A 12,334-nucleotide genomic window follows, 5' to 3' on the forward strand; every position below is an offset into this window, starting at 1 on the left:
TTCCGTCTCCTGCCATGCGCACATTCTCCTCACGGCCGCAACTTGACACCTGTCAGAATACCTCTAATCTGACAGGTGTCAGACAGTAGGAGGTGGCATGATGGCAACGACCTCGCCGGACATCCCGATGCCCGATCTCAGCGGCAAGCTCGCGGTGGTCACCGGAGCCAGTGACGGCGTCGGTCTCGGCCTGGCGACCCGGCTCGCCGCGGCGGGCGCGGATCTCGTCCTGCCGGTCCGCAACCCGCGCAAGGGCGAGGCGGCGCTCGCGAAGATCCGGCAGCAGTACCCAGACGCCGAGGTCTCGCTGCGGGACCTCGACCTGTCTTCGCTGGATTCCGTCGCCGCGCTGGCGGACAAGCTCGTCGCCGAAGGCCGGCCGATCGACATCCTGGTGAACAACGCCGGAGTCATGACGCCACCCGACCGGCAGACCACCGAGGACGGGTTCGAGCTGCAGTTCGGCACGAACCACCTCGGGCATTTCGCGCTGGTGGCGCGGCTGCTCCCGCTCCTGCGCGCCGGACGGGCCCGGGTCACGTCGCAGATCAGCATCGCCGCCAACGAGCGCTCCATCAACTGGGACGACCTGCAGTGGGAACGCCGCTACAACGGCAGCGGTGCGTACAGCCAGTCGAAGATCGCGTTCGGCCTGTTCGGGCTGGAGCTCGACCGCCGCAGCCGCGCCGGTGGCTGGGGGATCACGAGCAACCTGTCCCACCCCGGCGTGACCCCGACGAACCTGCTGGCCGCGCGCCCCGAGGTCGGCCGCGGCCGCGACACGATGGCGGTGCGGTTCATCCGCGCGCTGTCGGCCCGCGGCATCCTGTTCGGCAAGGTCGAGACGGCGCTGCTGCCCGCTCTGCTCGCGGCGACCTCACCCGACGCCGAGGGTGGTCGGCTCTACGGGCCCAGCGGTTTCTACCACCTCGCCGGTGCCCCGGCCGAGCAGAAGCTGTACTCGCGGCTCCGCAGTACGGACGACGCCCGCCGCATCTGGAAGGTCTCCGAAGACCTGACCGGCTGTCATTTCCCGTCCGACTGACGTTGGGCTCTGGTCGAGGCGCGGGGGACAAGCGTCGGAGTGAAGGTCTGTGACTCGTGGGATTCGCCGGTCAGGTGTTGTTCGAGGAGCGTGAACGCCGCACGGCCGATGTCGAGCATCGGTGAGCGGACGGTCGTCAGCGGGACCGGGAGGCTGTCGGCGAGCGGCGTGTCGTTGTAGCCGACCACCCCGACGTCCTCCGGGACGCGGAGGCCGTGCTCGCGGAGGGCGCCGATCGCGCCGATCGCCGCGAAGTCGTTGGTCGCGAAGATCGCGTCCGGCGCCGGGCCGCGCGCGAGCAGCTCGGCGACACCCGTCCGTCCAGCCTCGGCGTCGAAGCCGGTCCGTACGACGCGATCGTCAGCGAGCTCGACGCCCCGTAGTCCTGCGCGAAACCCCGCGAGCCGGTCGTTCGCCGTGGAGGCGTACTCCGGGCCCGCGATGACGGCTGGATCCCGGTAGCCGAGTGACGTCAGGTGTTCGGCGACGAGCCGGCCGCCGTACGCCTCGTCGGCGTACGCGCCCACGTGGTCGCCGGACGCCCGCAGCGCGAGGACGTAGGGCACGTTGCGCTCGTCGAGCATCCGCAGCAAAGGATCATCGGTCCGGGCGTCACAGAGCACGAGCCCGTCGACGCGCCGGCCGAGGAGCTGCTCGACGCGCACCTCGCGTTGCGCGGGATCGTCGAGCGAGTTCGTCACGAAGGCGGCGTACCCGCGCTCGGCGGCCGCCTGGTCGATGCCCTCGAAGATCGTCGCGAGCACGAAATCCTGCAACCGCGGTACGACGACCCCGACGAGCTGCGACCGCGCGGTTCGCAGACTCGCGCCGTGCGGGTTCCGCCGGTACCCGAGCTCAGCCGCGGTCCGCAGGATCCGCTCGACGGTCTCCGCCCCCGCCCACCGCTCACGCTCCTCAGGCCCACTGTTCAGCACCCGCGAAACCGTAGACACGTCCACCCGCGCAGCCGCAGCCACAGTCCGCAACGTCGCCGCCTGCTCCCTCGCCATCCATCCCCCTCCCGACCGGCCCTTGCCCGTTGACACTACCCAATCGTTTGCGTACCGTCCTGCCCAAACGTTTGGGTAGCTGTCCACGAAGGGACTTTCGCATGTCGGCTGAGTCCGGGGACGACATCTTCGTCCAGTTGACGGCTGCCCGGGCCGCTCGGGACAGGGACCGGGCGTGCGGTGGGCCGTTGGACGGTGTGGCGTATGCCGTGAAGGATGTGTTCGACGTCGCGGGGACGCGGACGTCGGGTGCGTCACGGTACTTCGACCGTCGGCCGCCTGCCGGGCGGGACGCCGAGGTGGTACGGCGGATCGCGGCGGCCGGTGGGGTCTGCGTGGGGAAGACGACGCTCAGCGAGCTCGCGTACTCGGGGCTCGGCGTCAACGACCGCTTCGGTACGCCGACCGTCAGCCGGGACGGGATCGAGTACATCGTCGGCGGCTCCTCGTCCGGCTCGGCGGCCGCCGTCCACGCGGGGATCGTCCCGGTCGCACTCGGCAGCGACACATCGGGCTCCGCGCGAATCCCGGCCGCCTGGACAGGCACCTTCGGCTTCCGTCCGACCCTAGGCCGCTACCCAACCACCGGAATGTTGCCACTGGCACCAACCCTGGACACCCCCGGCATCCTGACCACCGACGCCAACCTCCTACTCACAACGGACGCCGTACTCGCACGCGAACCGCGGGCGCAGCTCGATCGGCCGGGAACGTTCCTGCTGCCGCACGACGAGTACCTCGAGGGGTGTGACAGCGCCGTACTCGAGCGGTTCCACACCACGGTCGAGCGGTTGCAGTCGTACGGCGTGCGCTTCGAGCGGCGTCGGGTCGGGGTGTTGGACGTCACCCGGGCGCTTCACGCGCAACACCTGGCGATTGTCGAGGAAGAAGCGCTGGCGGCGTACGGGCGACAGTTCGAGCGGGATCCCGACGTCTTCGGAGCCCAGGTCCGGCGGCGTCTCGCGCGGGCCCTGGCGCGGTCGCGGGAACGCTCCGCCGCACCCCTCAGACAGGCCATGCCCGCTCTGCGTACGCAGTACCGCCGGGAACTCGGCGACGCGATCCTCGTCAGCCCGCCCGTCGAGATCGACGCCCCCACGCTGGACCAGGTCCGCTCCTCACCGGAAGCGGAGGACGAGCTGAACGCCCGCGCCCTCCGCCTCACGATGCCCCTAAGCTACCTCGACAGCCCCAGCGCCGTCCTACCCGCCGGCGCCACGCCTCTCCAACTCTCAGCCCCCGCCGGCGCCGACCACCGCGTCCTCACAGCGGTCGCCCACTTCGCCGCCCTCACCTCGAACTGACGACAAGCAATGGGGTCTGGGAACAAGCCATAACTTGTTCCCAGACCCCATTAGCTGGTGCCGGTCCCGGCGGCTACGCGAGTTGCGGGGCGCGTACGACGACCCGGCGAGACGTCAGGTAGTACGTGCCGCCGGCGACCAGCGACCCGGAGAGCCAGGAGAAGTCGGTGTTGTTCATCGCGATCGCGATCGGGCCCTGCATGACCGGCACGAGCCCGTACTGCCAGCTCCAGCCCGCGACCAGCCCGAGGCCGAGGCTGATCAGCGCCCGCGCGTTCCACTGCCCGTACGGCGACCTCGCGGCGCGCGCGTACAACCCGGGGATGTCGAGCCGGCCGCGGCGCAGGATCAGGTAGTCGACCACCACGATCGCGCTCCACGGGCTGATCCAGACCAGGATCGACACCATCCAGTTGTCGAACGCGTGCCCGAAGCTGTCGGCGCGCACGAAGACCACCAGCACCGCGGACGCGACCGCGCCGGCGAACAGCGTGAGCTTCCAGCGGGCGACCTCGATACCGATCGACAACGCGGCGAGCGAACACGAGTAGAGGTTCAGGATGTTCGTCGCCACCGGCCCGTGCATGATGAGCAACAACACCGGCACGGCCATCACGCCGAACGCGTTGATCACCAGCGCCGACGGATCACTGCCGGTCCCCGCGCTCGCGAGGCACGCGCCGAGAGCCGCCAGCCACACCGTGGGGATGTACATGCCCAGCGCGGACGCCCAGAAGACCGAGCGGCTGGGGACCTCGGGCCGGACGAAGCGGCTGTAGTCGGCGGAGTACGGGAGCCAGCTGATGCCCCAGCCGATACCGATCGCGGTCATCAACTGCGTCATCGCCGTGAACTTCTCGGCCGGGGTCGCCGCGGTGGCCGCCGTCCAGTGCAGGTCGGCCTTGCTCAGCGCCAGGACCGTCATCGCCGCCATCACCAGCACGGTGAGCGGGACGGTCCACTTCTCGAACGTCCGGATCGCGTAGAACCCGTACAGCGCGAGCCCGAGCTGGGCGAGCATGATCACCGCGGCGACCAGGTACTCCAGCCCGATCCCGCCCGTGATCCCAAGCTTGGCGAGGACGGCGAGCACCAGGTCGAGCACGACCCAGGTGTTCACGCCGACCCAGGCCATCGTCAGCAGGCACTGGACGACGCCGGGCACGATCGCGCCGCGGCGGCCGAACGGCGCTCTGCCGAGGACCATCTGGTTGACCGCCGTCCGGTGCCCGATGACGTTCAGCAGGCCGAACAGCGCGCAGCCGAGAACATTGCCGATGGCAACGACGAGCAGGGTCTCCAGCAGGCTCAGGCCGAGCGTGATGCCGAGCGCGCCGAGCACCCAGTTGATCGGGGCCAGGTTGGCGCCGGCCCAGATCCAGAACTGCTCGCGAGGACTGGAGTCCCGGGCCTCCGGCGGGATGGGGGCGACGCCGTGGGCGTCGAAGGGGACTGCCTCGGACGGTGCTGTGGACGGTGCCGGTGTGGTCATGATGACGGCCTCCCAGGGGAAACGAGTTGGCTCAGAAAACCAGCAGCCACCTCCGAGGGGCAGTAGGTAGATCTCTAGCGATTTCGGATCTCACTGGATATCTTCACACTCATGTTGAGTCTGGCGACCTTGCTCGACAACCCCGCACTCGAACTTCGGCTCCTGGTCCCCGGACCCGCGGGAGCGCTCGGGCGCGAGGCGTTGTGGGTGCACAACACGGAGTTGCCGGACCCCTCGCCGTACGTGCGAGCCGGCGAGATCGTGCTGACCAACGGTCTGTGGCAGCACGAGACCACCGCGGCGGCGTTCGCGGCAAGCGTCAAGCGGGCCGGTGCCGCCGGGATCGTGTTCGGACTGCGCAAGGAGACCCCGGCCACGCCGCGGGAACTGATCGCGGCGTGCGAGCGCGAAGGCATGCCGCTGCTGGAGATCTCGATCGAGGTCCCGTTCACCGCGGTGACCGAGGCCGCGTCGGCGGTCCATGCCGACCAGCGCCGCGACGCGCTCGTCGGGATGGTACGGCGCGGTGACGCGTTGGCCTCGGCGATCTCCCACGGCGCCGGAGCGTCCGGCGTACTGGCGGTGCTGCGGCGCGAACACGATCTGCCGCTGGCCGTCGTCGATCGGATGGCGCGGCCGCTCGCGGCGGCAGGTGTCGAGCTCACGCCGCAGCAGCGCCGGATCGTGGCCGACGGGCTGGCCAGGCATCCACCGCCGCTCGAGGTGGATCTGGGTGGTGAGCAGGGGCGGGCGACGATCTTCCTGGTCGGGGCGGTCGGCGACACGGACGCCGCGCTGGTCTGCCTGCGGCCGGTGAGCGGCCTGAACCGGGCGGAGCAGGACGCGCTCGACCAGGCGGCGCGGTTCCTCAGCCTGGAGGTGGCGAAGCAGCAGGCGATCCAGGCGATCGAACTGCGGTTCGCCAGCGAGTTGCTCGACATGATCCTCTCCGGCGCGCAGCGGGCGGCGGAGGTTCCCGACCGGCTGCGGGCGTTCGGGGTCGATCCGTCGGGGGAGTTGGTCGTCCTCACGGTCGCATTCGCCGACGGCGCGGAGTCGACGTTGCCCGGACTGACCGAGACGGTCACCGAGTTCTTCCTCCGGCAGAGCCTCGCGGTGGTGGTCGCCGGTGGCAGCCAGGACGTGGTCGCCGTACTGCAGCGGCCGCGGCAGGACGTCGCGCGGTTGGCGGATGCCTTGTGCACGGCGGTACGCAAGAGGTTCCCGGAACGCTCGCCCGTTGTCGGGTACGGCGATGTCGCCGCGTCGGCGGGGGAGTTGCGCCAGCCGTTGGTGCAGTCGCGCGAGGCGTGCCAGGTGCTGCGGCGTCGCGGCGGTTCGGCGGTCGCGTCGTTCCGGCAGCTGGGCACGCATCGGCTGCTGCTCGGCCTGCAGGACTCGGGGACGCTGCAGGGGTTCGCCGACGGCATGCTCGGACCGCTGCGGGAGTACGACGCCCTGCGCGCCGCCGAACTGGAGACGACCTTGCGGGCGTTCCTGTCGCACGACGGCCAGTTCGGCGCGACGGCCGCCGCCCTCCACGTGCACGTGAACACCCTGCGGAACCGCCTGGCGAAGATCACCGAACTGACCGGCCGCGACGTCGCCCGCACCGAGGACCGCGTAGACCTCTACCTGGCCCTCGAAGCGGACGACATGGCCCGCTCGCGTTAACGCAGTACGTCGATCGCGAGATCGGTGGGGCCGTTGCCGTTGATGACGGTCAGGTCCTGGGGGCAGGCGGAGACCACGACGACGCAGTCGAGTTCGGCGCGGAAGGTGATCGAGTCGCCCGGTGCCGTTGTCGCGGGCAACCAGTCGAGCGTGTCGTCGGCGGAGACCGGCACCTGCATGAAGACGTTCACCGGCTGCGGTACGACGTCCACGTCGACGCCGAGCGCGGTACGCAGGTTGCGGGCGCAGGACGGGTGATCCGGTACGCCGAGCGCGGCGTACCGGGCGTCGTCACAGGCCGCGATGAGCAGGTCGTGGCGGCCGGGGGAGGTGTCCTCGACCAGGGTGAGGATCGGCCGGCGCCGGTTGGTCACGAAGGCCTCGCCGATGGCCGGGAACAGCCGGCTGGTGGCGGTCCGCGTGTGCGAGGCGCTCAGGTGCTCGCCGGTGACCCCCGACGGATCGAGAACGTAGGCGAAGAGATCGCCGACCTGCTGACCCTCGACGTCGACCACCCGCACCAGACTGCCCCGCCCGACCCGGACGGCCCGGCCGGTCCGCGCGGGGACAAGAGTACGGACAGAGGTTAGCGTCACGATGTGCCTTCCTGGGTGCGAAGTGGTGGCTGCTGTCCGGCCGGCGGCGGCCCGGGGAACCACTCCTCGGGTTCGGGCCAGGTGAAGCCGGGCGGGATGTCGTAGGTCTCGAACACGGTGCCGGTCGCCGCCTCGGTGCCGAAGAACGCGAACGCGTTCCGGTCCATGAACCGCCCGGACTGCGTCGTCGCGAACCCCCGCCCGCCGAAGTCCGCGAGCCGCTCCCGCCACGGCCGTCCTTCGACGTCGAAGGCGAGGTGCTGGATGCCCTCGCCGTGCTCGTCGAGGTACTCCTGGAAGATCGACGGCCCGTACAGCGGCTCCATGATCTCGACGGCCAGGTCGCCGACGTCGGCGAAGCAGACCTTGATCGCCCAGTCGGCCGCGGCGCCGTGGTACGTCCGTTCGGTGACGGTCCGCGAGTCGAAGGTGTAGATCCGCCAGGGCCCGATGCCGAGGCGCACGAGGCCCTCCATCGTGCGCCGGTGGTCGCGGGTGACGAAGCAGATCTCGAGCAGGTTGCCGAGGAAGCTGTTGGACAGCTCGGTGGCGCTGACCACCGTGGGCCAGGGGCTGGTGCCGTTCATGCCGCAACCAAACCAGGTTTGGCCGCGCCGTTCAGTGGAGGATCCTCTACCGACTCGGGTGATCGCTGGAGATGAATCCATCGTCCGGAGGCGCCGAGTCGTGCTGGAGTTGGACCCATGGAGCTGACAACGACTCGTGTGCACCCCGCCCTGGAGCCGGCCCGGATCGGCGGGCTCGACCTCGCGAACCGTCTCGCCGTAGCGCCGATGACGCGGGTCTCCGCGACCCCAGCCGGCGTACCGACGGCCGAGATGGCCGACTACTACGGCGAGTACGCGGCCGGCGGTTTCGGGCTGCTGATCACCGAAGGCACCTACCCGGACGCCGCATACAGCCAGGGCTATCTCAACCAGCCCGGCCTCAGTACGGCGGAACAAGCCGACGGCTGGCGCGCCGTGACGGACCGGGTGCACGCGGCCGGCGGCAGGATCCTCGCCCAGCTGATGCACGCCGGCGCGATCTCGCAGGGCAACCCGCACCGCGCCGAGCTGGTCGGACCCTCGGCCGTGCAGCCGCTCGGCCAGATGATGCCGGAGTACGGCGGCAGCGGCCCGTGGCCGGTGCCGCGAGAGCTCACGATCGACGAGCTCCGGCAGATCGTCGACGACTTCGCGGCCGCCGCGGTGCGTGCGTCCGAAGCCGGCTTCGACGGCGTCGAGATCCACGGCGCCAACGGCTACCTGCTCGACCAGTTCCTGACCGTCTACACCAACCAGCGCACCGACAGGTACGGCGGACCGGTCGCGAACCGGATCCGGCTGACGGCCGAGGTCGCGGAGGCCGTCGTCTCCGCGACGCCGGAGGACTTCGTGGTCGGCGTACGCCTGTCGCAGACAAAGGTGAACGACTTCGAGTACCGCTGGCCGGGCGGCGCGTACGACGGCGAGGTCATCTTCTCCGCGCTCGCCGCGACCGGCGTCGACTACCTGCACATCGCGAGCGAGGGCCGCAACTGGCTGGACACCGCGCGCCTGCAAGGCGGGCAGACCATCACCGGCCTGGCGCGCCGGATCAGCGGACTGCCGGTGATCGCGAACGGCGGCATGCACGACCCCGAGCAGGCGGACCGCGTGCTGACCGACGGACACGCTGACGTGCTGTCGATCGGTCACGGCGCGCTGGCGAACCCGGACCTGCCGCGCCGGCTCGCCGACGGCCGGCCGCTCGAGGTGTTCGACCGGACCATGCTGCAGCCGTCCGTGACGCTGGCGAACGTGAAGCAGTGGCAGACTGGCCGGTCATGACGGGCACGACAGGCGCGGCGTGGCACGGCGGGGCGGCGGCGGTCGCCACGCTCACCTTCGACGTCGACGCCGAGACGCCGATCCTCGCGGCCGGGCGGCAGTACGCCGGTCACCTGATGACGATGTCGCACCAGGCGTACGGCCCGGACGTCGGCGTACCGCGGATCCTCGATCTGCTCGACGATCTCGACGTACCGGCGACGTTCTTCGTGCCGGGGTGGGTGGCCGAGCACCGGCCGGGGCTGGCGGCAACGATCGTCGAGCGCGGCCACGAGGTCGCCCACCACTCGTACAGCCATCGCGCGCCGACGTCGATGAACGCGGTCGAGCAGCGCGCCGACTTCGAGCGCGCCCTGGAGGTTTTCGATGCCCAGGGCATCGAGATCACCGGGCACCGGGCCGCGCTGTGGGAGGCCACGCAGACCACGCTCGAGCTGGTCGCGGAGCACGGGCTGACGTACGACTCGTCGCTGATGGGCGACGACCGGCCGTACCTGCTGGGGGTCGACGGCCGCCCGGTCGCGGAACTCCCGGTGCACTGGTCGCTCGACGACTGGGAGCAGTACGCGTTCCTCCCGGCGCCACAGATCGGGTCGGTCATCGAGTCCCCGCGCAAGGTGCTGGAGCTGTGGCAGGCCGAGCTCGACGCGATGCGGCACTACCGGTGCCTGTTCAACCTGTGCCTGCACCCGTTCCTGTCCGGCCGCCCGAGCCGGCTGCTGGCACTGCGCGACCTGATCGAGACGGCCCAGTCCCGCGGCGACGTCCACTTCGCCCGCTGCCGCGACCTCGCCGCCGCCACCTACGCCGACCCCGCCCTCGAACGGCGTGACCCGCCGAACGTCACGGCGGATCCGGCCGTCTACCCCGACTGACCCGGCTTGTCGCTCAGCAGGGCGATCGCGCGCGATGCGGCGGCGATGGGTTCGTCCAGCCAGGCCGGGATCGGCCCGCCGATCAGACCGCGGACCATGCCGTACGGCGTATCGCGGCACGCCAGCGCGACGAGTTCAAGCCGCCGCTGCGTGATCCGCCCGTACCGGCGACGGGTGAGCGCTGCGATGTGCTCGGAGACCGGGACGTTGAGCACCTCGAGGTCCGCGGCGAGCTCCGCGGGCGGGTCGGCCATCAGCAGCTGGTAGCGGAACAGCGTCAGCGTCCGGGCCTCGGCCGGGTGCTCCCGGCAGAACCTCGGAATCTGTAGCCCGGTCTCGACGATCGCCTCGACCGGGTCGTCGATGCCAAGGTCCGCGAACGTGCTCTGGAACTGCCGCACACACCGCATCCAGGCCGAGACGAACAACGACTGCCGCGAGGGGAAGCGGTGGTAGATCGACCCCGACGGGGCGTTCAGCAGCTTGGTCACGTCGGCGACCGTCGCCGCGTGCCCGCGGTCCCGGACGGCCAGGACGGCGGCATCGAGGATCTCGTCCCGTGAGTACAGCGCACGTTTCGCCACGCCACCACCTTATGCGGCCGCTCGACCCCGGCTCGGCCGGTTCTGCCATATTAGATACTCTTCTCTAGATAAGTCTCTCCAATGAGCGGAGTTCTCGGCATGTCCCAGCAGCGCCGGTCGTTGCGGCGGGCGGCCCTCGCCGTCGCCTGCCTGGCCCCTGTGCCGTACCTGGTCCTCAAAGTGCTGTGGCTGAGCGGTTCGTCGATCGGTACGACGACCGCGGCCGGCGCCGGCGCGATGCACGAGACGAGGTTCGTCGTCGGCAACCTGATCACCGTCGGCCTGATGCTCGTCGCGGTCGCCTTCGCGATCGCCCTGACCCGGCCGAGTGCGCACCGGGTGCCGGCCTGGCTCGTGTTCGTCCTGGGCGCGGGGGTGACCGGACTGCTGGCGCCGATCCTCCTCGGCCTACCGGTCGGCCTGATCCTCCAGTTGGCCGCCGGTGAAGTCGCCGCGGACGAGGGTCTGGCCCCGTGGGTGTTCGGCGTCGTCTACAGCGGGTTCGCCCTGCTCGGTATCGCGATGGCCGTCCTGTTGGCGCAGTACGTCGTGACCCGCTGGGGTCAGCTCATCGCGAGGCCCCCGGAGCTGCCGAGGGTCGCGCCGCTCGTCGGCGGCGCGCTGGGGCTGGTGCCCTTCGGCCTGGCCAACCTCTACTGGGGCCTGGCCGGGCCGGGCTCCACGGGACCGCAAGGGATGGAACTCGTTGCCCAGCGCACGGTTCTCGTCGTGAGCGGACTGCTGGGTCTGGCTGCCTTCGCCGTACCGTTCCTGTCCCGGGGCGTGGGCCCGAGGCTCGCGTGGCTGATCACCTGGACCGGTTGCTGCGTGGCCGCCTTCCAAGGACCGACGCAGATCCTGCTGGCGAACGACGGCGACGTACGGCCGATGATCGTCCTGCTCACACTGCTCTCGACCCCGGGCAGTGCTCTGTATGGCCTCAGCCTCCTCCGCCGTACCTGGTCCAGGTCACGAGCGGTGGCTGTCACGCCTGTCTGACCGTCGGCATCTCGTGAGCAGAGATGCCAACGACGGAAGGCAGGACAGCGATGAGCAAGGTCTGGTTCGTCACCGGTTCGTCCCGCGGTCTGGGGCGCGCGTTCGTCGAGGCCGCCCTGGCGCGCGGGGACCGGGTCGCCGCGACCGCCCGGAACGCCGCGAGCCTCGACGACCTCGTCACCGAGTACGGCGTCACCGAGTACGGCGACGCCGTACTCCCGCTCGCGATGGACGTGACCGACAAGGACGCCGTGTTCGCGAGCGTCGACCGCACGAAGGAGCACTTCGGTCGTCTCGACGTGGTCGTCAACAACGCCGGCCACGCGCAGATCGGCGCCGTCGAGGAACTGACCGAGCAACAGTTGCGCGACCAGCTGGAGGCCAACCTGTTCGGGGCGGTCTGGGTGGTCCAGGCGGCGCTGCCGCACCTGCGGGAGCAGGGCTCCGGGCACATCTTCCAGCTGTCCTCGGCCGCCGGCCTGCTGGCGATGCCGCTGGGCGGGGCCTATCACGCCTCCAAGTGGGCCCTCGAAGGCCTGAACGAGGCGCTCGCACTCGAGGTCGCCGACTTCGGGATCAAGGTCACGATCATCGAGCCGGGCGGCTACGCCACCCGCGGCGGCAAGAACCCGGACCCGCTGAACAACGGTTTCCTCGCCGATCCCAACCCGGCGTACGACGACCTGCGCAAGCGGCTGGCCGGTGCCATGGGCAACCAGCCCGCGGGCGACCCCGCGGCCGCCGCCCAGGTGCTCCTCGAACTGGCCGACGCCGACAACCCGCCGCTGCGCGTGCTCTTCGGCCAGGGCTTCCAGCCGATGCTCGAGAAGGTGTACGCCGACCGCCTGCGGAACTGGAAGGACACCGAGGACCTCGCCCGCCGCGCCCAGGGCTGACGTCGAGCCCTTGCCTGACCTGTCGAT

General features: G+C 70.5%; 12 protein-coding genes. 7 read left to right on the forward strand and 5 right to left on the reverse strand.

The window, feature by feature from the left end:
* The first annotated feature begins 97 nt into the window (after positions 1–97).
* Positions 98–1,045 (forward strand): SDR family oxidoreductase, encoded by a 948-nt coding sequence (locus ABN611_RS27295; RefSeq protein WP_350275097.1) that lies wholly within the window; start codon positions 98–100, stop codon positions 1,043–1,045.
* On the opposite strand, the gene ABN611_RS27300 is transcribed toward ABN611_RS27295, so the two are convergent.
* Positions 1,027–1,980, reverse strand: coding sequence for a LacI family DNA-binding transcriptional regulator (locus ABN611_RS27300; RefSeq protein ID WP_350275098.1), 954 nt, complete (start codon positions 1,978–1,980; stop codon positions 1,027–1,029). The two genes, ABN611_RS27295 and ABN611_RS27300, sit on opposite strands and share 19 nt — an antisense overlap.
* Before the next feature lie 176 nt (positions 1,981–2,156).
* On the opposite strand from ABN611_RS27300, the gene ABN611_RS27305 reads away from it, so the two are divergent.
* Positions 2,157–3,359, forward strand: coding sequence for an amidase family protein (locus ABN611_RS27305; protein WP_350275099.1), 1,203 nt, complete (start codon positions 2,157–2,159; stop codon positions 3,357–3,359).
* Between the two features lie 73 nt (positions 3,360–3,432).
* Here ABN611_RS27305 and ABN611_RS27310 read toward each other — a convergent pair whose 3' ends face one another.
* Entirely contained in the window at positions 3,433–4,851 is a 1,419-nt protein-coding gene (locus tag ABN611_RS27310) for a cytosine permease (protein WP_350275100.1), read from the reverse strand.
* A 111-nt stretch (positions 4,852–4,962) separates the two neighbouring features.
* Between ABN611_RS27310 and ABN611_RS27315 the strand changes: the two genes are divergently transcribed.
* Positions 4,963–6,525, forward strand: a complete 1,563-nt coding sequence (locus ABN611_RS27315; protein WP_350275101.1) for a helix-turn-helix domain-containing protein — start codon at positions 4,963–4,965, stop codon at positions 6,523–6,525.
* On the opposite strand, the gene ABN611_RS27320 is transcribed toward ABN611_RS27315, so the two are convergent.
* Both ABN611_RS27320 and ABN611_RS27325 read right to left on the reverse strand, forming a co-directional pair.
* Positions 6,522–7,121: an urea carboxylase-associated family protein gene (locus ABN611_RS27320; protein WP_350275102.1), complete on the reverse strand. Its 600-nt coding sequence runs from the start codon at positions 7,119–7,121 to the stop codon at positions 6,522–6,524. The two genes, ABN611_RS27315 and ABN611_RS27320, sit on opposite strands and share 4 nt — an antisense overlap.
* On the reverse strand, positions 7,118–7,708 hold the full coding sequence (locus ABN611_RS27325; RefSeq protein ID WP_350275103.1) for a VOC family protein: 591 nt from the start codon (positions 7,706–7,708) through the stop codon (positions 7,118–7,120). Before ABN611_RS27325 ends, ABN611_RS27320 begins: the two co-directional genes overlap by 4 nt.
* A 117-nt stretch (positions 7,709–7,825) precedes the next feature.
* On the opposite strand from ABN611_RS27325, the gene ABN611_RS27330 reads away from it, so the two are divergent.
* Positions 7,826–8,953, forward strand: a complete 1,128-nt coding sequence (locus tag ABN611_RS27330) for an NADH:flavin oxidoreductase (RefSeq protein ID WP_350275104.1) — start codon at positions 7,826–7,828, stop codon at positions 8,951–8,953.
* Positions 8,950–9,828: a polysaccharide deacetylase gene (locus ABN611_RS27335; RefSeq protein WP_350275105.1), complete on the forward strand. Its 879-nt coding sequence runs from the start codon at positions 8,950–8,952 to the stop codon at positions 9,826–9,828. Before ABN611_RS27330 ends, ABN611_RS27335 begins: the two co-directional genes overlap by 4 nt.
* Here ABN611_RS27335 and ABN611_RS27340 read toward each other — a convergent pair.
* On the reverse strand, positions 9,816–10,412 hold the full coding sequence (locus ABN611_RS27340) for a TetR/AcrR family transcriptional regulator (protein ID WP_350275106.1): 597 nt from the start codon (positions 10,410–10,412) through the stop codon (positions 9,816–9,818). The genes ABN611_RS27335 and ABN611_RS27340 overlap by 13 nt on opposite strands.
* Positions 10,413–10,493: 81 nt before the next feature.
* On the opposite strand from ABN611_RS27340, the gene ABN611_RS27345 reads away from it, so the two are divergent.
* Both ABN611_RS27345 and ABN611_RS27350 read left to right on the forward strand, forming a co-directional pair.
* Positions 10,494–11,411: a hypothetical protein gene (locus ABN611_RS27345; protein WP_350275107.1), complete on the forward strand. Its 918-nt coding sequence runs from the start codon at positions 10,494–10,496 to the stop codon at positions 11,409–11,411.
* A gap of 50 nt (positions 11,412–11,461) precedes the next feature.
* Positions 11,462–12,307, forward strand: coding sequence for an SDR family NAD(P)-dependent oxidoreductase (locus tag ABN611_RS27350; protein ID WP_350275108.1), 846 nt, complete (start codon positions 11,462–11,464; stop codon positions 12,305–12,307).
* The last annotated feature ends 27 nt before the right edge of the window (positions 12,308–12,334 follow it).

Source organism: Kribbella sp. HUAS MG21 (assembly GCF_040254265.1).
Lineage (GTDB): Bacteria > Actinomycetota > Actinomycetes > Propionibacteriales > Kribbellaceae > Kribbella.

What these genes read in the sequence shown, in the direction of transcription:
- ABN611_RS27295 (WP_350275097.1), top strand. Translation starts at nt 98, where the DNA reads ATGATGGCAACGACCTCGCCGGACATCCCGATGCCCGATCTCAGCGGC.
- ABN611_RS27305 (WP_350275099.1), top strand. Translation starts at nt 2,157, where the DNA reads ATGTCGGCTGAGTCCGGGGACGACATCTTCGTCCAGTTGACGGCTGCC.
- ABN611_RS27310 (WP_350275100.1), bottom strand. Translation starts at nt 4,851, where the DNA reads ATGACCACACCGGCACCGTCCACAGCACCGTCCGAGGCAGTCCCCTTC.
- ABN611_RS27315 (WP_350275101.1), top strand. Translation starts at nt 4,963, where the DNA reads ATGTTGAGTCTGGCGACCTTGCTCGACAACCCCGCACTCGAACTTCGG.
- ABN611_RS27325 (WP_350275103.1), bottom strand. Translation starts at nt 7,708, where the DNA reads ATGAACGGCACCAGCCCCTGGCCCACGGTGGTCAGCGCCACCGAGCTG.
- ABN611_RS27330 (WP_350275104.1), top strand. Translation starts at nt 7,826, where the DNA reads ATGGAGCTGACAACGACTCGTGTGCACCCCGCCCTGGAGCCGGCCCGG.
- ABN611_RS27335 (WP_350275105.1), top strand. Translation starts at nt 8,950, where the DNA reads ATGACGGGCACGACAGGCGCGGCGTGGCACGGCGGGGCGGCGGCGGTC.
- ABN611_RS27345 (WP_350275107.1), top strand. Translation starts at nt 10,494, where the DNA reads ATGAGCGGAGTTCTCGGCATGTCCCAGCAGCGCCGGTCGTTGCGGCGG.
- ABN611_RS27350 (WP_350275108.1), top strand. Translation starts at nt 11,462, where the DNA reads ATGAGCAAGGTCTGGTTCGTCACCGGTTCGTCCCGCGGTCTGGGGCGC.